The sequence below is a fragment of the Pseudomonas sp. SWRI154 genome (genome assembly GCF_014268645.1).
Classification (GTDB): domain Bacteria; phylum Pseudomonadota; class Gammaproteobacteria; order Pseudomonadales; family Pseudomonadaceae; genus Aquipseudomonas; species Aquipseudomonas marvdashtae.
Genome location: NZ_JABWQW010000002.1, coordinates 210,284 through 232,821 on the forward strand (window position 1 = coordinate 210,284; position 22,538 = coordinate 232,821).

The 22,538-nt window shown below is 60.5% G+C and carries 17 protein-coding genes; 7 read left to right on the top strand and 10 right to left on the bottom strand.

Going from position 1 to position 22,538, the window contains the following annotated elements:
* Positions 1-31 precede the first annotated feature (31 nt).
* The 4 genes from HU806_RS02975 to HU806_RS02990 all read right to left on the bottom strand — a co-directional run bounded on the left by HU806_RS02975 (position 32) and on the right by HU806_RS02990 (position 4,650).
* On the bottom strand, positions 32-268 hold the full coding sequence (locus tag HU806_RS02975; RefSeq protein ID WP_025212748.1) for a DUF1653 domain-containing protein: 237 nt from the start codon (positions 266-268) through the stop codon (positions 32-34).
* A gap of 108 nt (positions 269-376) precedes the next feature.
* Entirely contained in the window at positions 377-1,552 is a 1,176-nt protein-coding gene (fadA, locus tag HU806_RS02980; RefSeq protein ID WP_041020098.1) for an acetyl-CoA C-acyltransferase FadA, read from the bottom strand.
* Positions 1,553-1,582: 30 nt separating this feature from the next.
* Positions 1,583-3,730, bottom strand: a complete 2,148-nt coding sequence (gene fadB, locus HU806_RS02985; RefSeq protein ID WP_186609827.1) for a fatty acid oxidation complex subunit alpha FadB — start codon at positions 3,728-3,730, stop codon at positions 1,583-1,585.
* 482 nt (positions 3,731-4,212) lie between these two features.
* Positions 4,213-4,650, bottom strand: coding sequence for a hypothetical protein (locus HU806_RS02990; RefSeq protein ID WP_186609828.1), 438 nt, complete (start codon positions 4,648-4,650; stop codon positions 4,213-4,215).
* A gap of 102 nt (positions 4,651-4,752) precedes the next feature.
* On the opposite strand from HU806_RS02990, the gene HU806_RS02995 reads away from it, so the two are divergent.
* Positions 4,753-5,193: a universal stress protein gene (locus tag HU806_RS02995; protein ID WP_186609829.1), complete on the top strand. Its 441-nt coding sequence runs from the start codon at positions 4,753-4,755 to the stop codon at positions 5,191-5,193.
* 69 nt (positions 5,194-5,262) lie between these two features.
* On the opposite strand, the gene HU806_RS03000 is transcribed toward HU806_RS02995, so the two are convergent.
* Positions 5,263-7,182 (bottom strand): ATP-binding cassette domain-containing protein, encoded by a 1,920-nt coding sequence (locus HU806_RS03000; protein WP_186609830.1) that lies wholly within the window; start codon positions 7,180-7,182, stop codon positions 5,263-5,265.
* Between the two features lie 213 nt (positions 7,183-7,395).
* On the opposite strand from HU806_RS03000, the gene HU806_RS03005 reads away from it, so the two are divergent.
* On the top strand, positions 7,396-9,324 hold the full coding sequence (locus tag HU806_RS03005) for a transglycosylase SLT domain-containing protein (RefSeq protein WP_186609831.1): 1,929 nt from the start codon (positions 7,396-7,398) through the stop codon (positions 9,322-9,324).
* 63 nt (positions 9,325-9,387) lie between these two features.
* Here HU806_RS03005 and HU806_RS03010 read toward each other — a convergent pair whose 3' ends face one another.
* Together HU806_RS03010 and HU806_RS03015 are read right to left on the bottom strand one after the other, a co-directional pair.
* The gene (locus HU806_RS03010; protein ID WP_186609832.1) at positions 9,388-10,416 is read right to left on the bottom strand and encodes a Fic family protein; all 1,029 of its coding nucleotides are present in this window, start codon (positions 10,414-10,416) and stop codon (positions 9,388-9,390) included.
* Positions 10,417-10,477: 61 nt separating this feature from the next.
* Positions 10,478-12,256 (bottom strand): ABC transporter transmembrane domain-containing protein, encoded by a 1,779-nt coding sequence (locus tag HU806_RS03015; RefSeq protein ID WP_186609940.1) that lies wholly within the window; start codon positions 12,254-12,256, stop codon positions 10,478-10,480.
* A 247-nt stretch (positions 12,257-12,503) separates the two neighbouring features.
* Here HU806_RS03015 and HU806_RS03020 point away from each other — a divergent pair, with 247 nt between their 5' ends.
* Complete coding sequence (locus tag HU806_RS03020; RefSeq protein WP_186609833.1) at positions 12,504-12,683, top strand: PA1571 family protein; 180 nt, start codon at positions 12,504-12,506, stop codon at positions 12,681-12,683.
* Between the two features lie 82 nt (positions 12,684-12,765).
* Here HU806_RS03020 and pdxB read toward each other — a convergent pair whose 3' ends face one another.
* Positions 12,766-13,908, bottom strand: coding sequence for a 4-phosphoerythronate dehydrogenase PdxB (gene pdxB, locus HU806_RS03025; RefSeq protein ID WP_186609834.1), 1,143 nt, complete (start codon positions 13,906-13,908; stop codon positions 12,766-12,768).
* Positions 13,909-14,213: 305 nt separating this feature from the next.
* Here pdxB and HU806_RS03030 point away from each other — a divergent pair, with 305 nt between their 5' ends.
* Positions 14,214-15,617 (top strand): MATE family efflux transporter, encoded by a 1,404-nt coding sequence (locus HU806_RS03030; protein ID WP_186609835.1) that lies wholly within the window; start codon positions 14,214-14,216, stop codon positions 15,615-15,617.
* On the opposite strand, the gene tusA is transcribed toward HU806_RS03030, so the two are convergent.
* Together tusA and rlmM are read right to left on the bottom strand one after the other, a co-directional pair.
* Positions 15,614-15,865, bottom strand: a complete 252-nt coding sequence (gene tusA, locus HU806_RS03035) for a sulfurtransferase TusA (protein WP_186609836.1) — start codon at positions 15,863-15,865, stop codon at positions 15,614-15,616. The genes HU806_RS03030 and tusA overlap by 4 nt on opposite strands.
* Positions 15,866-15,982: 117 nt before the next feature.
* Positions 15,983-17,056: a 23S rRNA (cytidine(2498)-2'-O)-methyltransferase RlmM gene (gene rlmM, locus HU806_RS03040; RefSeq protein WP_186609837.1), complete on the bottom strand. Its 1,074-nt coding sequence runs from the start codon at positions 17,054-17,056 to the stop codon at positions 15,983-15,985.
* Between the two features lie 172 nt (positions 17,057-17,228).
* Here rlmM and acnA point away from each other — a divergent pair, with 172 nt between their 5' ends.
* The 3 genes from acnA (at position 17,229) to aer (ending at position 22,514) form a co-directional block, all read left to right on the top strand.
* On the top strand, positions 17,229-19,970 hold the full coding sequence (gene acnA, locus HU806_RS03045; RefSeq protein ID WP_186609838.1) for an aconitate hydratase AcnA: 2,742 nt from the start codon (positions 17,229-17,231) through the stop codon (positions 19,968-19,970).
* 113 nt (positions 19,971-20,083) lie between these two features.
* Positions 20,084-20,872, top strand: a complete 789-nt coding sequence (locus HU806_RS03050; RefSeq protein ID WP_186609839.1) for a CPBP family intramembrane glutamic endopeptidase — start codon at positions 20,084-20,086, stop codon at positions 20,870-20,872.
* A 76-nt stretch (positions 20,873-20,948) separates the two neighbouring features.
* Positions 20,949-22,514, top strand: coding sequence for a methyl-accepting chemotaxis protein Aer (gene aer / locus HU806_RS03055; RefSeq protein ID WP_186609840.1), 1,566 nt, complete (start codon positions 20,949-20,951; stop codon positions 22,512-22,514).
* Positions 22,515-22,538 lie beyond the last annotated feature (24 nt).

A 22,538-nucleotide genomic window follows, 5' to 3' on the forward strand; every position in this document is an offset into this window, starting at 1 on the left:
GGTCAAGGGCACGCACGCCCTCATGTCGGCCTCAAGGCTTGGAAAAAATGCTCTCCTCGGCCTGCACCAAAGCAAAGCGTGGCACCTGTTCGCCGTCAACCTCGACGGATTCCTGGAACATGCTCAACGGACGCACCCAAAAGCCGTAATCGCCATACAGGGCTTGATAGAAGACCACTTCTTCCTCGGTCTCGGAGTGCCGCGCAATACTGAATACGCGGTACTGCGGACCTTTGTAATGTTGGTAGAGCCCAGGTTGTATCGGCATGCTTTGGCACTCACTCAAATCTTTTCAAAATAAAAACAAAATCTTTTTTACTAAACCCGGAAAAACAAAAACCGGGGCACTTGGCCCCGGCTTCCATCAACGTAACGCTTAGACGCGTTCGAAGACAGTGGCGATGCCCTGGCCGAGGCCAATGCACATGGTGGACACCCCAAAAGTGCCGCCGTTCTGCTTCATGACGTTGAGCAGCGTGCCAGAGATACGCGCACCGGAACAACCGAAAGGGTGACCCAGGGCGATTGCGCCGCCGTGCAGGTTAACCTTCTCGTTCATCTTGTCGAGCACTTTCAAATCTTTCAGCACTGGCAAGGCCTGTGCGGCGAAAGCTTCGTTGAGCTCGAAGAAGTCGATATCGGCAATGCTCAGGCCCGCACGCTTCAAGGCTTTTTGCGTAGCCGGTACTGGACCATAGCCCATGATCGCGGGATCCACACCGGCGACGGCCATCGAACGAATAACGGCCATCGGCTGGATACCCAGGTCCTGAGCTCGCTGGGCCGACATCACGATCATGCACGAGGCACCATCGGTGATCTGCGACGAGGTACCAGCTGTCACGGTGCCGCCTTTTGGATTGAAGGCCGGCTTCAAGGTCGCCAGGCTTTCCAAGGTAGTTTCCGGACGAATGGTTTCGTCGTAGTCAAACAGCTTCAGGAAGCCGTTCTCGTCATAGCCCTGCATCGGGATGATTTCATCCTTGAACTTGCCTTCCACGGTCGCCTTGTGGGCGAGCTGGTGGGAGCGCACGCCAAAAGCGTCCTGCTGTTCGCGGGTAATGCCGTGCATCTTGCCGAGCATTTCCGCAGTCAGGCCCATCATGCCCGAGGCTTTTGCCGCGTACAGCGACATGTGCGGGTTCGGATCGACGCCGTGCATCATGCTCACGTGGCCCATGTGCTCCACGCCGCCGACGACGAACACGTCGCCATTGCCGGTCATGATCGCCTGGGCGGCGGTGTGCAGCGCGCTCATGGACGAACCGCACAGGCGGCTGACGGTCTGGCCGGCCGCGGTGTGAGGAATCTGGGTCATCAGCGACGCCATGCGGGCGATGTTCCAGCCCTGCTCCAGGGTCTGGTTCACGCAGCCCCAGATCACGTCCTCGACTTCGTTGGGGTCAACTTTGACGTTGCGTTCCAGCAGTTTGCTGATCAAGTGCGCCGACATGTCTTCGGCGCGGGTGTTGCGGTGCATGCCGCCCTTGGAGCGGCCCATCGGCGTACGACCGAAGTCGACAATCACGACGTCTCTAGGATTCAAGCTCATAAATGTTCTCTCGCTCTAGTCGTTGGGCGCTTAACCGAAGAAGCTCTGGCCGTTCTTGGCCATTTCACGCAACTTCGCGGTCGGGTGGTACAGCGCGCCCAGATCAGCGTACTGGTCAGCCAGGGCAACGAACTCGGCCACACCGATCGAGTCGATGTAACGCAGCGCACCGCCACGGAATGGAGGGAAACCGATACCGTAGACCAGACCCATGTCGGCTTCGGCGGCAGTTTCAACAATGCCGTCTTCCAGGCAACGCACGGTTTCCAGGCACAGCGGGATCATCATCCAGTTGATGATGTCCTCGTCGGTGACTTCGCGCTGCTCGTACACGATTGGCTTGAGCACTTCCAGTACCGACGAATCGGCAACTTTCTTCTGCTTGCCGCGCTTGTCGGTCTCGTAAGCGTAGAAGCCCTTGCCATTCTTCTGGCCCAGGCGCTTGGCTTCGTAGAGCACGTCGACGGCCGAACGGCGATCGTCTTTCATGCGATCCGGGAAGCCTTCAGCCATGACGTCGCGACCGTGGTGGCCGGTGTCGATGCCGACCACGTCCATCAGGTACGCCGGGCCCATCGGCCAGCCGAATTTTTCCATGATCTTGTCGATACGCACGAAGTCGACGCCAGCGCTGACCAGTTTGGCGAAACCACCGAAGTACGGGAACAGCACGCGGTTGACCAAAAAGCCCGGGCAATCGTTGACGACGATCGGGTTCTTGCCCATTTTCTTCGCGTAGGCAACGGTGGTGGCGATGGCTTGTTCGCTGGACTTCTCGCCACGGATGACTTCCACCAGCGGCATCATGTGCACCGGGTTGAAGAAGTGCATGCCGACGAAGTTCTCCGGACGTTTGAGGGCCTTGGCCAGCAGCGAGATGGAGATGGTCGAGGTGTTCGAGGCGAGGATGGTGTCCTCTTTGACCTTGTCTTCGACTTCGGCCAGTACCGCCTGCTTGACCTTCGGATTCTCGACAACGGCTTCGACCACCAGGTCGACATGGCCGAAATCGCCGTAGGACAGGGTTGGACGAATGCCGTTGAGCACTTCGGCCATCTTCGCAGCTGTCATGCGACCTTTGTCGACGCGACCGACCAGCAGCTTGGCGGCTTCGGCCAAGCCCTGTTCGATCCCGTGTTCGTTGATGTCCTTCATCAGGATCGGCGTGCCTTTGGACGCCGACTGATAGGCGATACCGCCACCCATGATGCCTGCGCCGAGCACGGCGGCCTGCTTCACGTCACGGGCGATTTCGTCGTAGGCCTTGGCCTTTTTCTTCAGTTCCTGGTCGTTGAGGAACAGACCGATCAGGCTTTGTGCGGCCGAGGTCTTGGCCAGCTTGACGAAACCGGCGGCTTCGACTTCCAGAGCCTTGTCGCGACCGAAATTCGCGGCTTTCTGGATGGTCTTGATCGCTTCGACCGGTGCCGGGTAGTTCGGGCCAGCCTGGCCAGCCACGAAACCCTTGGCAGTCTCGAAGGCCATCATTTGTTCGATGGCGTTGAGCTTGAGTTTCTCCAGCTTCGGCTGGCGCTTGGCCTTGTAGTCGAACTCGCCGCTGATGGCGCGCTTGATCGTTTCAAGCGCCGCTTCCTGGAGTTTACCGGGTTCAACCACGGCATCCACAGCGCCAACTTTCAGTGCGTCTTCGGCGCGGTTTTCCTTGCCGGCGGCAATCCACTCGATGGCATTGTCGGCGCCGATCAGGCGCGGCAGGCGCACGGTACCGCCAAAGCCAGGGTAGATGCCCAGCTTGACTTCCGGCAGGCCGATCTTGGCCGTGGTGGACATGACACGGTAATCCGCCGCCAGGCACATTTCCAGGCCACCACCCAGGGCGATGCCGTTGATGGCCGCGACGGTTGGCACGCCAAGGTCTTCGAAATCGCTGAAGATACGGTTCGCTTCGAGGTTGCCAGCGATCAGTTCGGCATCGGGCAGCTTGAAGTTGTCGACGAATTCGGTGATGTCGGCGCCGACGATGAACACGTCCTTGCCGCTGCTGACGATCACGCCTTTGATCGAAGCATCTGCCTTGATGGTGTCCACGGCCTGCCGCAATTCATTCAGGGTTAGACGGTTGAACTTGTTGACGGACTCACCCTTGAGGTCGAATTTCAGTTCGACGATGCCACTTTCAAGAGCCTTAACCGTGATGGCTTTACCTTCGTAAATCATCAACTGATCTCCACGATATGGAAGCTGAACAGTACACGTTGGACGCTGACTGTTGGTCTGGCATTGACATAACGTCGATGCTACGCCAGTCCGTCAGGCACACCCGTCAACGCGATAGTCGGGTTCTGTAGGAACGTTCTGAAAATACAAACGCTCAATTCATACGCCCGTTTGATTTGGGTACGTCACCTTCACGGAATTTCCGACAATTGTCAATCGCCCTAAACAAGCGTTTGAACAGGACTCTACAGTCATTTCCGTACCGCACGGATCCGCAACACGACGCCGCATGGGCAACCATTCATAGAATCAATTATTAGAAAAGTCGCCCTAATTACAGGCGTGCGGATTTGAACCGGCTAAGCTGGTGACAACACATCCGAGTGCTTGGGAAGAAGGACGTTTAGAAGCACGCCCGGAGAGAACGGTTTACCGGCCTGCCTGGCCAACCCGCCCGATGACGCTATCGGGCTTTTTATTACTCAGGCCAACGCCTTGAGCACAGCAGAAATGTCCTGCAAAACACTCGCCTCGCCTTTCTCGCCCCAATACAGGGCGATCATCTGACCGTCAGCCTCGACCTTGTAGACGTTGGCAGGCAATGTTCTGAAATGACCAAGCAGCGATTCGTCCTGACAGGTCTCCTGCCATTGGTTGACCCACACGCCTGGCGCCTTTTGCCAGTAACTCCAACTGACCGGCTGACGCCCCCGCCGCGGCCGATGATACTGCGCGCAAGGGTTCGGCGGCTGCTGGCCGAGCCAGTGGGGCCATTCCTGCGGGGCCAACTGCATGGCCAACCCAAGGCGTCGGGCCTCCATGCGCAGGGCCATTCGACCGCTCTGCACGCGGGACGGCCGCAACCATGCCAGGGGGCTTAAAACCACCAACAGGATTGACACCACTATCCAGACCGTCATATCTGTAATCCCGAATTTTGATGAGCCATTGACCTGCGTTGCCTTCAATGCGCTTGAAACCAGCCATACTTAACGTATCGCCATTCTCTGGAGTGCTTTTTCATGTACTACGAACACGTCCTGGTCGCCGTCGACCTTACTGAAGAATGCGATCCCGTCGTCAAGCGCGCCCTCGCCCTTTGCGATGGCCGAGACACCAAACTGTCGCTGGTGCACATCGTCGAACCCATGGCCATGGCATTTGGCGGTGACGTTCCGATGGATCTTTCCCAACTGCAGCAGCAGCAATTCGACCAAGCCAAGGAACGCCTTGACCGGCTGATCGTGAAATACCCCGCGCTGAAAAAAGAAAACAGCCACCTGACCTACGGCCAGCCTCGCCAGGAGATCCATCATCTGGCCAAGGAGCAAGGCTGCGACCTGATCGTCGTTGGCAGCCACGGCCGCCACGGCCTGGCGCTGTTGCTAGGCTCCACCGCCAACGATGTGTTGCATGGTGCGCCATGCGATGTGCTGGCAGTGCACCTGATCAAACGCACCTGAACCTTCAGGGGCGGCATATCAGATGAAAGAATCCCGGCGCTCAACGCCGGGATTTTTTTGAGCGCCAGATCAGGCGTCCAGTTCGGCCCAACGCTCGACCAATGCGTCCAGCTCAGCCTGCAACTGCTCCAGATGCGCGATTACCTTGGCGGTTTCAGCCGGTGGACGCTGATAAAAACCAGCGTCCGCCATTTCGGCCTCCACCGCGGCGATCTGCTTTTCCTTCGCATCGATATCACCCGGCAAGGCTTCCAGCTCACGCTGCAGCTTGTAGCTGAGTTTTTTCTTCGCTGGCGTCGGTGCGGCCGCGGCGGCAACCGGCGCCGGCTCGGCCTTGACGACCGCGGAATTCAGATCAGCCTTGCCGGACTTGCTCTCGGTCACACCCAGCAGACGCGGCGAGCCGCCCTGGCGCAGCCAGTCCTGATAACCACCGACATATTCACGAACCAGTCCCTCGCCTTCGAACACCAGCGTGCTGGTGACCACGTTGTCGAGGAATGCCCGGTCGTGACTGACCATCAGCACAGTGCCGTTGAAGGTCAGCAGCACTTCTTCCAGCAATTCCAGGGTTTCCACGTCCAGGTCGTTGGTTGGTTCGTCGAGCACCAGCAGGTTTGCTGGCTTGCTGAACAATTTGGCCAGCAACAGACGGGCCCGCTCACCACCCGACAGCGCCTTCACTGGCGTGCGAGCGCGCTGGGGGCTGAACAGGAAATCGCCAAGGTAGCTCAACACATGGCGGCTTTGGCCATCGATGTCGATGAAGTCGCGGCCTTCCGCCACGTTATCGATCACGGTCTTTTCCAGGTCCAACTGATGACGCAGCTGGTCGAAGTAGGCGACGTCGATCTTCGTGCCCTCTTCTACCTTGCCGTTGGTCGGGACCAGGCCGCCGAGCATCAGCTTGAGCAAGGTGGTCTTGCCAGTGCCGTTGGCGCCCAGCAGGCCGATGCGATCGCCGCGCTGCAAGACCATGGAGAAGTCCTTGATCAGGAACGGGCCGCCAGGGTGGGCGAAGCTCACGTTCTCAAGAACCATTACCTGCTTGCCGGACTTGTCGGCGGTATCCAGCTGGATATTCGCCTTGCCGGTGCGCTCGCGACGCTCGCTGCGTTCCATGCGCAGAGCCTTCAGCGCCCGTACGCGGCCTTCGTTGCGGGTGCGCCGAGCCTTGATGCCCTGGCGAATCCAGACTTCTTCCTGGGCCAGCTTCTTGTCGAACAACGCGTTGGCGGTTTCCTCCGCCGCCAGCGCCGCTTCCTTGTGCACCAGGAAACTGGCGTAATCGCCGTTCCAATCGATCAGGCCACCGCGATCCAGTTCGAGGATGCGGGTCGCCAGGTTTTGCAGGAAGGAACGGTCGTGGGTGATGAACAGCACAGCGCCCTGGAAATCCTTCAAGGCTTCTTCAAGCCAGGCGATGGCGCCGATGTCCAGGTGGTTGGTCGGCTCGTCGAGTAACAGCAGGTCCGGCTCGGACACCAGGGCCTGGGCCAGGAGGACGCGGCGACGCCAGCCACCGGACAGCTCGGCCAGGGTCTTGTCGGCCGGCAGTTGCAGACGACTCAAGGTGCTGTCGACCAGTTGCTGCAGGCGCCATCCGTCGCGAGCCTCAAGGTCGTGCTGCACGTGCATCAACTTGTCCAGGTCGGCATCGGTGACGATGTTCTGACTCAGGTGGTGATATTCGGCCAACAGCGCGCCGACGCCGTCCAGGCCTTCGGCAACCACGTCGAACACGGTCCGCTCGTCGGCCACCGGCAGTTCCTGGGGCAATTCGCCGATTTTCAGGCCAGGCGCGCGCCAGACCGAACCATCGTCAGGCTTCTGGTCGCCCTTGACGAGCTTCATCATGCTGGACTTGCCAGTGCCGTTGCGGCCGATGATGCACACCCGCTCTCCACGGGCGATCTGCCAGGACACCTTGTCCAACAACGGCATCGCGCCGAAAGCAAGGGACACATCGCTGAATTTGAGCAGGGTCATGAGCTTCTCCAAAAACCGGGCGCGCATTCTACCTGAGAAGCGACCTCAAAGGTCCGCCAATTTCTTCGCCGAAGCACTCTGCCCTTTAAATGTTGCCAAGTTGTGCCGACGACTTCGCAAAGCTTTCGCCGGTTGCTGGCAAAAGGCTAAGCTACGAGCAAGTTACCCTGGGTTTCCCCTTGGGCTTGTCATGTTTTTTTGCCCGGACGTATCATGCGCAGTCGCCTTTTGAATGTCTTATCTTGTTTTTTTGTATGTGCCACTGCCGTTCAAACCGCCCAGGCGGTGGATATCTCCACCCAGCGCCAGTACTACGATGAAGCCAAGCGCGCCCTGGCCAAAGGTGATTCCGGCCCTTATTTTCGCTATAGCCAGGCCCTGCGCGATTATCCACTGGAACCGTACCTGGCCTACGACGAGCTGACCGCGCGCCTCAAGAGCGCAAGCAACGCCGAGATCGAGAAATTCCTCGCCGAACATGGCGACCTGCCCCAGGCCAATTGGATGAAGCTGCGCTGGTTGCGCTGGCTGGCCGAACGTGGTGACTGGGCGACTTTCGTCAAGTACTACGACCCCAAGCTCAACTTCACCGAGCTTGATTGCCTTAACGCTCAATATCAGCTGAGCCATGGCTTGAAAGCCGAGGGCTACGCCAACGCCGAAAAACTATGGCTCACCGGCAAATCGCAGCCAGCGGCCTGCGACGCGCTGTTCGGCATGTGGGCGGCTCAGGGCCAGTTGACCGAGCAGAAACGCTGGGAGCGCGCCAAACTGGCTGCCCAGGCGCGCAACTATCCGTTGGCCAACAGCCTGATCAGCGGCCTGACCACCCTTGCCCCCCGAGGCAAGCTGCTGGTCGATGTTGCGCAAAAGCCCGAGATGCTCGACCAGCCTTCGCGCTTCTCGCCCGCCGACGAGCCGATGTCCGATGTGGTCAGCCTCGGCCTGCGCCGCCTGGCCCGCCAGGACCCGGAAAAAGCCATGGTCTTGCTGGACGGCTATGCGAGCACCATGCATTTCTCCCGGGATGAAAAAGTCGCCATTGCCCGTGAGATCGGGCTGACCCTGGCCAAACGCTTCGACAGCCGCGCCTTGGACGTCATGACCAAATATGACCCCGAACTTCGCGACGACACCGTATCGGAGTGGCGCTTGCGTCTGCTCCTGCGGCTGGCGCGCTGGGACGAGGCCTATCAACTGACCCGCCGCCTTCCGGAATCGCTGGCCAGCACCAACCGCTGGCGCTACTGGCAGGCACGCAGCCTGGAACTGGCGCAACCACAGAACCCCGAGGCGATCACGCTGTACAAGCATCTGGCTCGCGAACGGGACTTTTACGGATTCCTGGCCGCCGACCGCTCCCAATCGCCGTACTCGCTGGTAAACAAGCCGCTGCCCATGAGCCAGGCGCTGATCAACAAAGTGCGCAACACCCCCGGCGTACGTCGCGCTCTGGAGTTTCATGCGCGCGGGCAAATCGTTGATGGGCGCCGCGAGTGGTATCACGTCAGCCGTCATTTCAACCGGGACGAAATGGTCGCCCAGGCGAAACTGGCGTACGACTTGAAATGGTATTTCCCGGCCATTCGCACCATCAGCCAAGCCAAATACTGGGACGACCTGGACATTCGCTTCCCGATGGCCCACCGCGAGACCTTGGTGCGCGAAGCCAAGGTCCGCGGCCTGCACCCGAGCTGGGCGTTCGCCATCACCCGCCAGGAAAGCGCATTCATGGACGATGCCCGCTCCAGCGTCGGCGCCAGCGGCCTCATGCAGTTGATGCCGGGCACTGCCAAGGAAACCGCACGCAAATTCAACATTCCACTGGCCTCGCCACAGCAAGTGCTCAACCCGGACAAGAACATCCAGCTAGGCGCGGCTTACCTGAGCCAAGTCCACAGCCAGTTCAATGGCAACCGCGTCCTCGCCTCCGCCGCCTACAACGCCGGCCCCGGCCGTGTGCGCCAGTGGCTGCGCGGCGCCGATCACCTGAGCTTCGACGTCTGGGTCGAAAGCATCCCCTTTGACGAAACCCGCCAATACGTGCAGAACGTGTTGTCGTATTCGGTGATCTACGGCCAGAAACTCAACTCGCCGCAGCCGCTGGTGGACTGGCATGAGCGTTTTTTCGACGATCAGTGATTACTTCGCAAGAGCCTGTGTGCGAGCCTGATCGCCTACACTGGCTTGGCGCGCGGACAGAACTCAATCCGAGCGCATCGTCGCCTGTCTCCCCAATTGGGTGAGTCGGTACCGTTGCGCCGGACTTCTCGGGGATTCGGGGTCAGTCATTTCGATGAAACCGCAGGCTAGTGCCGGCTTAAGGTAGTTACCCCGAAAAGTAGCTTTGTGCGCCAGCCCCAACAGCCCCATCAACTCACTTACCTTGAAAGCCCCTCCCCCACGCAGCGCGTGGAGCAGTCTCGCTACTTGGTCGGTTACTTGGTCGGTTACTTGGTCGGTTACCGGCTCGCTACGAATGGCTTCTCCAAGCGCAACGTTCAGTGACTGCAGCATGAACTCAACGAAGGGCGTCGATTCAGCCAACCGATCCGAAACCGACAACGCAACATAATAGGCATCCTGCTGATCACGGATGACTGCCTCAACCGGCAGATAGGCCAGCACAGGTCGCCATCGGCTAAGAATCAATGTTTGCCATAGCCGGCCCATTCGTCCATTCCCATCTGCGAAAGGATGAATGAATTCGAATTCGTAATGAAAAACGCAGCTGATAATCAGCGGATGCCAATCAGACGATCCGGCCCATGCAAGTAGATCGTCTATTAGGTGTGTGACACGGCTGGGTGGTGGCGCCATGTGCACCAGTTGATCCCCCCGATCAATGCCCACGCCTGCACTGCGAAGCTGTCCGGCATCATCGATCAGACCCTGCATCAGCAATTCATGAGCCCTGAGCAAGTCGATCCGGCTATCAGGCTGCCAACCAGACATGGCTTCGTAGGCAGCAAACGCATTGCGAACCTCCTGGATCTCACGAGGCAGGCCCAATACCCGCTGTCCGGCCAAAACCGCGGTCACCTGCTCGACGCTCAGGGTGTTGTTTTCGATCGCCAAGGAAGCATGGATCGTGCGGATCCGGTTTCCTCGGCGCAGCTGCGGTGTCTGCTGGTTCTCGCTGACAGCCGAAAGCTGACCGATTTGCTCGCTGATGTCAGCGATCAATCCCAGCATTCGGGTCGTCAGGGTCAGCGGTGGCGTATAACGGCTCATACCTCATCCAGCTCCAACAAACAGTTCAACATGATGCCCCAACGCATCGGTGCCAGCAGCATTAATGAATCCCTTCACCCTGTTGACTGAACTGCAACGCCGCCAACCGCGCATACAGCGCATTACCAGCAACCAACTCCTGATGCGTGCCCACCGCAACCACCTTGCCCTGGTCCATCACCGCGATTCGGTCGGCGTTCTTCACGGTGGCCAGGCGATGGGCAATGACCAGCGTGGTGCGGTTCTTCATCAGGCTGGGCAGGGCTTGCTGGATCAGGTGTTCACTTTGCGCATCGAGGGCGCTGGTCGCTTCGTCCAGCAACAGGATCGGCGCGTCCACCAACAATGCCCGGGCGATGGCCAGGCGTTGGCGCTGGCCTCCAGAAAGTCCGAGGCCGCCATCGCCCAGGTGGGTACCGTAGCCGTCGGGCATTTTTTCAATGAAATCGTGGGCGTGGGCAATGCGCGCGGCTTCGCGGACTTGCTCGGCGGTGGCGTCGGGGTTGCCGTAGCGGATGTTTTCTTCAACCGTGCCAAAAAACAAAGCAGGGCTTTGCGACACCAGGGCGAAGTGACGGCGCAGGTCCAGCGGATCGAGCTGGGTCAGCGGTACGTCATCGATCAGGATCGCTCCCTCGACCGGGTCGTAGAAACGCAGCAACAAGTCATAAACCGTTGATTTGCCGGCGCCGGACGGCCCGACCAGCGCCAGGGTTTCGCCGGCCCTGACGGTCAAGTCCAGCCCATCGACCGCGAAACGCTCCGGTCGGGACGGATAGGAAAACCGTACGCCTTCAAGCCGCAGATCGCCGCGCACCCGCGGCGGCAATGTAACAAGGCCAGAAGCCGGCGGCTGGATGACATTTTCCGAACGCAGCAACTCGGCAATACGCTCGGCCGCGCCGGCCGCTCGCTGCAGCTCGCCGATCACCTCGCTCAAGGTACCGAAGGCACTCCCGACAATCATGCTGTAGAACACGAACGCCGCCAGCTCACCGCCGGAAATCCTTCCCGCGATCACGTCCATGCCGCCGACCCAGAGCATCACGCCCACCGCCCCCAGCACCAATACGATCACCAGCGTGATCAACCAGGCCCGCTGGGTAATTCGTTTGCGGGCAGTGTCGAAGGCCTGCTCCACGGTGGTGGCGAAACGACGCTCATCCTGGACTTGATGATTGTAGGCCTGCACCGTCTTGATCTGGCCGAGGGTTTCGGAGACGTAGCTGCCCACATCGGCGATGCGGTCCTGGCTCTCACGCGACAGGCTCCGCACACGGCGGCCGAAAATCAGGATCGGCGCCAGTACCAGCGGCAGGGCAATGACCACGATGCTGGTGAGCTTGGGATTGGTCACGAACAACAGCACGATGCCGCCGATCACCATCAGCAGGTTGCGCAGGAACAACGAGAGCGATGAGCCGATCACCGACTGCAACAGCGTTGTGTCAGCCGTCAGGCGTGACTGGATCTCCGAACTGCGGTTGTTTTCATAGAAGCCAGGATGCAAGTACACCAAATGGTTGAACACCTGCCGCCGGATATCGGCCACCACCCGCTCGCCGATCCACGACACCAGGTAAAAACGCGAAAACGTACCGATCGCCAGCCCAACGACCAAGACCATGAACAGGCCGATGGACTGATTGAGCAACTGCGGTGAGCGGGTCATGAAGCCTTGGTCCACCAGCAACCGGATGCCCTGGCCCATGGACAAGGTAATGGCGGCCGTGGCAATCAGCGCCAGCAAAGCGCCCATCACTTGCTTGCGGTAAGGAGCAATAAAGCCGCTGGCCAAGCGAATGGCACGTCGATGTCGGGAAGTAAGCATGGAGAGCATCCGATAATGCAGCAGGAAAGGACGGCCAGCGGCAACGAAACGCAGCGGAACCAAATTGAATCGAAATGAGTCAGGTTAAATATGACCACTACGACTGGCGGCTAGATGTTATCGGTCTAAAGTCCGGCTGGAAACGCAACTGTGTTTCTGATTGAGTGGAGGTGTCGCCATGAACCGACAAGGAGTGTCATGGCTCGGTCACCTGGCGACATTAAACTAGGCACACAACCTGATGAGGAGACAGGCCATGTCCTTGCAACACAGCAGCGACGACAAGATTCAAGTGATTCGCACGCAACCGGACCAGTCCCTGGGCTGCTCGTTCATCGATGCCCAAGGGCGCGAAGTCCCTATCACCGAAGACATGATCCAGGAAGCTTGCAGCGAACTGGAAAAACGACTGGTCAAGCCTGCCGAACAAAAGTGACCCAACCCGTCTTCTATTGAACCCGACCTTGATGTCGGGTTTTTTATGCCTGTTGCGTCTCAGCCCTTGGAGTGCCCGGCGCTTACAAGGTAGTGGCGCCCAGCGCCGCCACGATCTGTTGCAAGGCGGGGGATTGCCCTTCGATACGCACCTTCAAGCTGTCGATCTCGCGCCGGGGCGGATAGAACTTGCGCAGTGCGTCGAAGGCGCTGCGCTGTTCGCTGGCCGTGCCCACCAGGCTGCGGCGAAAATCCGCATCGTCGCGACGCGGGTCGTACACGCTGCGGCACAACGCCGCGAGGGCCCAGGCCGGGTCGGTTTCGGCGTCCAGCGTCACACCATCCAGCCAAGGGCGAGGCAACAGGTCGGCCAGGCTGACTTCGACCGGTCGTTCGAGAAAACCGCACAAGGCTTCGTAGATCTGCGCCGTGCCGCGCTGGCGACCGTCAAGGCTGTAGCCGGCAATGTGCGGGGTGGCGATGACGCACAGGTCGGCCAGGTCAACATCGACTGTTGGCTCCTGTTCCCAGACATCCAGCACCGCTTGCAAGTCCTCGCGTTCCAACAGCACTTCGCGCAGCGCCAAGTTGTCGATGACCGGGCCGCGAGCTGCGTTGATCAGCCACGTGCCGGGCTTGAGACTGTTCAACCGGTGCTCATCGAATAGATGCCAGGTAGGCTGCTCCCCACCACGGGTCAAGGGTGTGTGCAGGCTGATAACATCGCACTGCTCGACAATCTGCTCCAGGCTCAGGTAATCACCGCCCTCGAGCGCCTGGCGCGGCGGATCGCAGACCTTCACGTTCCAACCCAGGCCTTTGAGCACCTCGACCAACCGCCCGCCCACCTGCCCCGCGCCGACCACGCCGAAAGTGCGTTGCGCAAGGCTTGCGCCTTCGATTTCCGCCAGGGTCATCAGGCTACCCAGCACGTAGTCCACCACGCCACGAGCGTTACAGCCGGGCGCACTGGCCCAGCGAATGCCGGCTTCGGCAAAATAATCCAGGTCCAGGTGATCAGTACCGATGGTGCAGGTACCGACGAAGCGCACCTTGCTGCCAGTCAGCAATGCCCGATTGACTTGGCTGACCGAACGCACCAGCAACACATCAGCCTGCTCGACCAGCGCCCGGTCGATACTCCGTCCCGGCACCCGGCGGATTTCACCGAAGCCCTGGAAAAAAGCATCGAGCAGAGGAATGTTTTCGTCGGCAACAATCAGCATGGCGCAGCTCCTTTGGCGGGGTTGGCAGTGTAGGCGTTCCTCGCCTCGATGGGCCAGCCATTGCTTCAGTGAACGCGTATGTGGCGAGGGAGCTTGCTCCCGCTCGGCCGGGCTGGCGCTCCAGTGCGAAGCAGCCGCCAGCTTTTTGGGCCTGCTTCGCAGTCCAGCGGGAGCAAGCTCCCTCGCCACGGAAACGACCCAGGCAGACGTTGCCGATTACAAATCCCCAACAGAGGTTTTTTCCTGACCATTGCGTCAAGGCGTAGAATGCGCCGCCACTTGCTAATTTTTCGGACGCTGCGCCTGTGAATCCTGTCATCGAAAACCCCACGACTCTCACCCGCCCGGCCCGGGTTCGCCTGGAGCTCAAGACGCTGCTGGCCCTGGCTCTGCCGATCATGGTGGCGCAACTGGCGACCACCGCCATGGGTTTTGTCGATGCGGTGATGGCCGGGCGGGTCGGGCCGCGGGATCTTGCGGCAGTGGCGCTGGGCAATTCGATCTGGGTCCCGGTGTTCCTGTTGATGACCGGTACGCTGCTGGCCACTACCCCGAAGGTGGCCCAGCGTTTCGGTGCCGGAACGTTCGACCAGATCGGCCCACTGGTTCGCCAGGCGCTGTGGCTGGCGCTGGTGGTGGGATTGATCGCTACGCTGGTGCTGTTCAGTGCCGAACCGATCTTGCACATCATGAAGGTCGATCCCGAGCTGATCGGCCCTTGCATGGAATACCTGCGGGGCATCGGCACCGGTCTTCCGGCGGTGGCGTTTTATCATGTGCTGCGCTGCTTCAGCGACGGCTTGGGGCGTACGCGGCCGGCGATGGTGCTGGGCCTGTGCGGCCTGGCGCTGAACATTCCGCTCAACTACATCTTCATTTATGGACACCTGGGCGTTCCCGCCATGGGCGGCGTCGGTTGCGGTTGGGCCACGGCCATCGTGATGTGGTTCATGGCGGCAGGCATGGCGGCCTGGACACGCTGGGCGCCGGCCTATCAGTCGAGTCGTTTGTTCGCTCGTTTCGATTGGCCGCAAGGGGCAGTGATCAAGCGCCTGCTGGGGATCGGCTTGCCCATTGGCATTGCGGTGTTTGCTGAGTCGAGCATCTTCGCGGTCATCGCGCTGCTGATCGGCAGCCTCGGCGCCACGGTGGTGGCCGGGCATCAGATCGCCCTGAACTTCAGTTCACTGGTGTTCATGATCCCCTACTCCCTGGGCATGGCCGTGACGGTGCGGGTCGGCCAGGCGCTGGGCCGCGGCCAGCCACGGGAAGCGCGCTTCGCCGCCGGTGTCGGCATGGGCACGGCGCTGGCGTACGCCTGCCTGTCGGCGAGCCTGATGTTCGCGCTGCGCGCGCCCATCGCCGCGATCTACACCGCCGACCCCGTGGTGATCCAGGTGGCGTCGATGCTGATCGTCTACGCGGCGCTGTTCCAGTTTTCCGATGCGATACAGGTCACGGCGGCAGGCGCGTTACGCGGCTATCAGGATACGCGCGTGACGATGATCCTGACGTTGTTCGCTTATTGGGGGATCGGCCTGCCGGTGGGTTACGCATTGGGCCTGACCGACTGGCTCGGCGACGCCAGCGGTCCGAGCGGATTGTGGCAGGGTTTGATCGTAGGCTTGAGTTGCGCGGCACTGATGCTTTCGATCCGCCTGGCACGCAGTGCACGCAAGCAAATCCGCATCAGCCGCTCGACGGATTAAGCGAGTTTCTTGCGGATCCAGTAGAGGTAGGTGCCGGCCTCTTCCTGCTGGGCCACCAGTTCGTGGTCCAGGAACACGCAGAACTTGGGAATGTCGCGGCGAGTCGAGGGGTCGGTGGCGATGACTTTCAACAGGCCACCGGGAACCAGGTCGCGGATATGCTGGTGCAGCATCATCACCGGTTCCGGACAATTGAGGCCGGTGGCGTCCAGTGTGCCGTCGACCGGCGTGTCGTTCATTTCACCCATGTTCTACTCCTGAAACTGGCCGGCATTGTCGCGTAATGCCGGCGCTCTTGAAAGATGTACATCAGCCCTGTGGCGAGGCAGCTTGCTCCCTCGCCACCAAAAGCTCGCCACATCGCTTCAGCGGGACTTCGGCTTCTTGCTGTCCAACCGCCGCAGATGGCACGTCACTTCTTCGCGGTCGTGATACAGCTGCTTGCAACCAATCTCGACCTTGATGCCCCGCGCCTTGAACCCCTCGGCGATACGCTCGAGCAGACGCTTGACCTCGGCATAGCGCTGTTTCATCGGCAGCTTCAAGTTGACCACCGCCTCGCGGCAATGCCCCTCGCCAATCCACTCTTCCAGCATCGCCGCGTTGCGCGCCGGTTTCTCAACGATGTCGCACACCATCCAGTCCACCGGCTGCTTGGGCTTGAAGGTGAAGCCGTCCGCCATCAGATGCTGCACCAGGCCGGTATCCATCAGGCTTTCGGCCATCGGGCCGTTATCGATGGCCGTCACCAGCATGCCACGGTTGACCAGTTGCCAGGTCCAGCCGCCCGGCGCGGCGCCGAGGTCGACGCCAGTCATGTCGCTGTGCAGGCGTTCGTCCCACTGGTCGCGAGGGATGAAATGGTGCCAGGCCTCTTCCAGCTTGAGCGTCGAACGGCTCGGCGCTTCCCGAGGGAACTTCAGGCGCGGGATGCCCATCGGCCACATCGCCGAATTGTTTGACTCCGCCAGCCCGAGGAAAACCTCCCGGCCACTTTTGAACGTCAGCAGCAGGCGCGGCTTGAGCGGATCGTCCACCAGCTTGCCGGCTCCGCTCAATGCCTTGCGCAACGGACCTTCGAATTTTTTGCAGAAATTCGACAGCTCCTTGCCGTCATTGGTGTCGACCACTTCCAACCACAGGCTGCCGCAGGTCGGGAATGCCGTCATGTGGGCGAGGATGACGCTGATGCGGTCGGTTTCCGGCAAGTCAATGAACGTACCCCGCGCCCACTGGCGCGGAAAAATCAACTCGGCAAACCGCTGTCCACGCATCAACCGCTCGGCGCCGTCCTGTTCGGTGCAGACAAATTCGGCGCAGGCACTGGCCGTCTTGGCCTTGGCATAACCGGCCACGTTGAGCCGCGCGGCGTGTTCGGCGATCTCCGAACAGACCTCGCCCTCGAATCCCGGTCGGCAGTGCATGAAAAGCGTATTCATTGAAACTCCGTAGCAAAGCCTGTCACGAAAACCGCCGCATGATAGCGGAGTTCGGAACCCCCGACCTGCCCGTAGAGTCCAGTGATTAGTCATACGCTCAAAACAGGGCTAGGTTAAAGGCTCTGTCCGTTCCGTCAGTCCGTAGCCGTGCGGACTCAAAGGAGTGATTTCAATGCCGTCCCTCGATAGCCTGAAAACCCTTAAAACGCTGCAAGTCGACGCCAAGACCTATCACTATTTCAGCCTGCCGGACGCCGCGCGCAGCCTGGGTGACCTCGACAAGCTGCCCATGTCCCTGAAAGTGCTGTTGGAAAACCTGCTGCGCTGGGAAGATGAAAAAACCGTCACCGGCGCCGACCTCAAGGCCTTGGCCGGATGGTTGAAGGAGCGCCGCTCCGACCGCGAGATTCAATACCGCCCGGCACGGGTGCTGATGCAGGACTTTACCGGCGTGCCCGCCGTGGTCGACCTGGCCGCCATGCGCGCCGCCGTGGAAAAGGCCGGCGGCGATCCCCAGCGGATCAACCCTTTGTCACCGGTGGACTTGGTGATCGACCACTCGGTGATGGTGGACAAGTTCGCCAGCAGCCAGGCGTTCGAGCAGAACGTCGACATCGAAATGCAGCGCAACGGCGAACGCTACGCTTTCCTGCGCTGGGGCCAGAGTGCTTTCGACAATTTCAGCGTGGTGCCGCCGGGCACCGGCATCTGCCATCAGGTCAACCTTGAATACCTGGGCCGCACCGTCTGGACCAAAGAAGAAGACGGCCGCACCTACGCCTTTCCCGACACGCTCGTCGGTACCGATTCCCACACCACCATGATCAATGGCCTGGGCGTGCTCGGCTGGGGCGTCGGCGGGATCGAGGCGGAAGCGGCGATGCTCGGCCAACCGGTGTCGATGCTGATTCCCGAGGTTGTCGGTTTCAAACTCATCGGCAAGCTGCGCGAAGGCATCACCGCGACCGACCTGGTGCTGACCGTCACGCAAATGCTGCGCAAGAAGGGGGTGGTGGGCAAATTCGTCGAATTTTATGGTGATGGACTTGCCGACCTGCCGCTGGCCGACCGCGCGACCATTGCCAATATGGCGCCGGAATACGGCGCCACGTGCGGTTTCTTCCCGGTGGACGACGTGACGCTGGATTATCTGCGCCTGTCCGGCCGCCCGGCCGAAACGGTGAAGCTGGTAGAAGCCTATTGCAAAGCCCAGGGACTGTGGCGGCTGCCGGGCCAGGAACCGGTGTTCACCGACACGCTGGAACTGGACATGGGCAGCGTCGAAGCCAGTCTCGCCGGGCCCAAACGTCCCCAGGACCGGGTCTCGCTGCCGAATGTCGGCCAGGCCTTCAGCGACTTCCTGGGACTGCAGGTCAAACCCACCAGCAAAGAAGAAGGCCGCCTGGAAAGCGAAGGTGGCGGAGGGGTCGCGGTGGGCAATGCCGACCAAGTGGGCGAAGCCGAGTATGAATTCGAAGGCCAGACCCATCGCTTGAAAAACGGCGCGGTGGTGATTGCCGCCATTACCTCTTGCACCAACACCTCCAACCCCAGCGTGATGATGGCCGCCGGCCTAGTGGCGAAAAAAGCCGTGGAAAAAGGCCTGACCCGCAAGCCTTGGGTCAAGAGTTCACTGGCGCCGGGTTCCAAGGTGGTGACCGATTACTACAACGCCGCGGGCCTGACCGAATACCTCGACAAGCTCGGCTTCGACCTGGTGGGCTACGGTTGCACGACCTGTATCGGCAATTCGGGGCCACTGTCCGATCCTATTGAAAAAGCCATTCAGAAGGCTGACCTGACCGTCGCTTCGGTGCTGTCGGGTAACCGCAACTTTGAAGGCCGGGTGCATCCGCTGGTGAAAACCAACTGGCTGGCCTCACCGCCGCTGGTGGTTGCCTATGCCTTGGCCGGCACCGTGCGCATCGACATCAGCAGCGAACCGTTGGGCAACGACCGGGACGGCAACCCGGTGTATCTGCGGGACATCTGGCCCAGCAGCAAGGAAGTGGCCGACGCCGTGGCCCAGGTCGATACCAGCATGTTCCATAAGGAATACGCCGCTGTGTTTGCCGGGGACGAACAATGGCAAGCCATCGAAGTCCCTCAAGCAGCAACTTACGTCTGGCAGGACGACTCGACCTACATCCAGCATCCGCCCTTCTTTGACGACATCGGCGGACCACCGCCGCTTGTCAGAAACGTCGAGGGGGCGAAAGTCCTGGCGCTGCTCGGGGACTCGGTGACCACCGACCACATCTCCCCTGCGGGCAACATCAAGACGGACAGCCCAGCCGGTCACTACCTGCGCGAACAAGGCGTAGAGCCACGGGACTTCAACTCCTATGGCTCGCGGCGCGGCAATCATCAGGTGATGATGCGCGGCACCTTCGCCAATATTCGTATCCGTAACGAGATGCTCGGCGGCGAGGAAGGCGGCAATACGATCTATATCCCCAGCGGCGAAAGAATGTCGATATACGATGCCGCCATGCTGTACCAAGCGACGGGCACACCATTGGTAGTGATTGCTGGGCAGGAATACGGCACGGGTTCGAGCCGGGACTGGGCCGCCAAAGGCACGAATCTGCTGGGGGTCAAGGCAGTGATTGCCGAGAGCTTCGAGCGTATCCACCGCTCCAACCTGGTGGGCATGGGCGTGCTGCCCTTGCAGTTCAAGCTGGATCAGAACCGCAAGAGCCTGAACCTCACGGGCAAGGAAACCCTGGACATTCTCGGTCTGAGCGATACCGAGCTGACGCCGCGCATGAATCTGCCCGTGGTCATCACCCGCGAAGACGGCAGCCAGGAGCGGATCGAAGTGTTGTGCCGGATCGACACCTTGAACGAAGTGGAATATTTCAAGGCCGGCGGCATCTTGCACTACGTCCTACGGCAATTGATTGCAGGATAAAAAGAAGCGTCCTACGAAAACACCGCCTCTTAAGGGCGGTGTTTTCGTTTGGGTCTGCCTATAATCCCGCCGGCCCTGACAGCCTCGAACGTTTCCGCCCCAAAGGACTTCACATGCTCGCCCTACCCTGGCCGTACCTGGCCCTTCTCTCGATCGGTTATGGCCTGGCCCTCGTGTACGGCCATCTGGCCTGGACTGCCATCATCTCGGTCGCGCTGCTGCTGTTTGCCGGGTACGCGGTGCGCCAGCGACAGACGCCGGTCGGGCAGTTTCTTGGGCATTGCCTGTTCATCGTCCTTGCGGTCGCGCTGGCATTGCACTGGATGCCAGGTTTTTTCAACGGCCGGGCGATCGCGGCGCAACGCTTCAGCGATGACGCCGTGCGGTTCGCCATGTATTTGAATCAAGACAAACCGTTGATCGGCTTCTGGCTGTTACTGGCCTGTCCATGGATCGTCGGTCGGCGCTCGTTTCGCTTGTCTGTCTACGCCACAGCCCAAGGTCTTTGCTTGAGCGCGGTATTGGCCTTGGGCGGAGCAATGCTGCTGGGCATGATCCACTGGGCACCGAAATGGCCGGACCAGGCCTGGCTGTGGGTACTCAATAATCTTTTGTTGGTGACTTTGGTGGAGGAAGCGCTGTTTCGTGGCTACATTCAGGGTGGCCTGAGCCGACGCTTCAAACATCTGCGCCAGGGTGACAACCTCGCACTGCTGCTCGCCTCGCTGCTGTTCGGCCTGGTGCATGCTGGCGCCGGTTGGCAATGGGTACTGCTGTCGGGCCTGGCCGGGATCGGTTACGGCCTGGCCTATCGGTTGGGCGGCCTGAGCGCGGCGATTGCCACGCATTTTGGCCTCAATCTGCTGCATTTCGCCCTATTTACCTACCCGATGCTGGCGTGATGCCGCCGGGCAGAATTACTTCAACAAAAAGCTGACGGTGCCGACAACCTTACAAAGCCTTGCGGATCTACACACCATGCGTAACAACCAGCCTGTCACACAACGCGAAAGGACTTTCGCGGCCCAGCAACGATTGATTTCCACCACCAACACCAAGGGTGTGATCACCTACTGCAACGACGCGTTCATTGAAGTCAGTGGATTTTCCAAGGAAGAGCTGATCCATTCGCCGCACAACCTGGTACGCCATCCGGACGTTCCGTCGGCCGTGTTCGCCCACATGTGGGACACCCTGAAACAAGGCTTGCCATGGATGGGCATCGTCAAGAACCGCTGCCAGAACGGCGATCATTATTGGGTCAACGCCTACGTCACGCCTGTATTCGAAGGCAACCAGGTGGTCGGCTATGAATCGGTGCGGGTCAAGCCCAGCGCCGAGCAGATCAGCCGGGCCGAAGCACTGTATCAACGCATCAACCAGGGCAAGTCAGCGGTCCCGAGCAGCGACAAATGGTTGCCGATCCTGCAGGACTGGCTGCCGTTCATCCTGGTCAGCCAGTTGAGTTTCGTGGTCGGCGCGTTCCTCAATTCGTCCTACGGTTTCGCCCTGGCCGCCCTGCTGTCGGTGCCCTTGGGGCTGATGGGCCTGCAATGGCAGCAACGCGGCATCAAGCGCCTGCTGCGCCTGGCCGAGCAAACCACTTCCGACCCGTTGATCGCGCGGATGTACACCGACAGCCGCGGCGTCCAGGCGCGCCTGGAAATGTCGATCCTGAGCCAGGAAGCACGTTTGAAAACCTGCCTGACCCGCCTGCAGGATACCGCCGAGCACCTCAACGCCCAGGCGCGCCAGTCCAATGCCCTGGCCAACGACAGCTCCAGTGGCCTGGAGCGCCAGCGCGTGGAGACCGAACAGGTCGCTACAGCCGTCAACCAGATGGCCGCCACGACCCAGGAAGTTGCCAGCCACGTACAACGCACCGCCGATGCCACCCAGGAGGCCAATCGCCTGACCGGTCGAGGTCGTGATATTGCCGGGGAAACCCGCCAGGCCATCGAGCGCCTGTCGGTGGTCGTGGGCGAGACCGGACAGACCGTGACCCAACTGGCCAAGGACAGCGACGAAATCGGTGGCGTGGTCGACGTGATCAAAGGCATCGCCGACCAGACCAACCTGCTGGCTCTCAACGCCGCCATCGAAGCGGCCCGCGCCGGTGAAATGGGGCGCGGTTTTGCCGTGGTGGCCGACGAAGTGCGACAACTGGCACAACGTACCAGCGAATCGACCGGGCAGATCCACGCCCTGATCGCCAAGCTCCAGCAGACCGCCACCAACGCCGTGCAAACCATGGAGGCCGGCCATCGCCAGGCCGAAGAAGGTGTGGCGCGTGTGATGGAAGCAGACCAGGCGCTGGTGGGGATCAGCGAAGCGGTGGCCCACATCACCGACATGACCACCCAGATCGCCGCCGCCACCGAGGAACAAAGCTCAGTGGCCGAGGAAATCAGCCGCAACATCAGCAACATCTCGGAACTGGCCGACCAGACCTCCGGCCAGGCCCACAGCTCGGCGCTGCTCAGCGAAGAACTGACTCGCACGGCCAATACCCAGTATTCGTTGGTGGAGCGGTTTAACCGCTGATTTCGATTGGCAAACCAAGAACCC

Bases quoted from the DNA above. Each gene is read 5' to 3' on its own strand.
- HU806_RS02975 (WP_025212748.1), bottom strand. From the start codon at position 268: ATGCCGATACAACCTGGGCTCTACCAACATTACAAAGGTCCGCAGTAC.
- fadA (WP_041020098.1), bottom strand. From the start codon at position 1,552: ATGAGCTTGAATCCTAGAGACGTCGTGATTGTCGACTTCGGTCGTACG.
- fadB (WP_186609827.1), bottom strand. From the start codon at position 3,730: ATGATTTACGAAGGTAAAGCCATCACGGTTAAGGCTCTTGAAAGTGGC.
- HU806_RS02990 (WP_186609828.1), bottom strand. From the start codon at position 4,650: ATGACGGTCTGGATAGTGGTGTCAATCCTGTTGGTGGTTTTAAGCCCC.
- HU806_RS02995 (WP_186609829.1), top strand. From the start codon at position 4,753: ATGTACTACGAACACGTCCTGGTCGCCGTCGACCTTACTGAAGAATGC.
- HU806_RS03000 (WP_186609830.1), bottom strand. From the start codon at position 7,182: ATGACCCTGCTCAAATTCAGCGATGTGTCCCTTGCTTTCGGCGCGATG.
- HU806_RS03005 (WP_186609831.1), top strand. From the start codon at position 7,396: ATGCGCAGTCGCCTTTTGAATGTCTTATCTTGTTTTTTTGTATGTGCC.
- HU806_RS03010 (WP_186609832.1), bottom strand. From the start codon at position 10,416: ATGAGCCGTTATACGCCACCGCTGACCCTGACGACCCGAATGCTGGGA.
- HU806_RS03015 (WP_186609940.1), bottom strand. From the start codon at position 12,256: ATGCTCTCCATGCTTACTTCCCGACATCGACGTGCCATTCGCTTGGCC.
- HU806_RS03020 (WP_186609833.1), top strand. From the start codon at position 12,504: ATGTCCTTGCAACACAGCAGCGACGACAAGATTCAAGTGATTCGCACG.
- pdxB (WP_186609834.1), bottom strand. From the start codon at position 13,908: ATGCTGATTGTTGCCGACGAAAACATTCCTCTGCTCGATGCTTTTTTC.
- tusA (WP_186609836.1), bottom strand. From the start codon at position 15,865: ATGGGTGAAATGAACGACACGCCGGTCGACGGCACACTGGACGCCACC.
- rlmM (WP_186609837.1), bottom strand. From the start codon at position 17,056: ATGAATACGCTTTTCATGCACTGCCGACCGGGATTCGAGGGCGAGGTC.
- acnA (WP_186609838.1), top strand. From the start codon at position 17,229: ATGCCGTCCCTCGATAGCCTGAAAACCCTTAAAACGCTGCAAGTCGAC.
- HU806_RS03050 (WP_186609839.1), top strand. From the start codon at position 20,084: ATGCTCGCCCTACCCTGGCCGTACCTGGCCCTTCTCTCGATCGGTTAT.
- aer (WP_186609840.1), top strand. From the start codon at position 20,949: ATGCGTAACAACCAGCCTGTCACACAACGCGAAAGGACTTTCGCGGCC.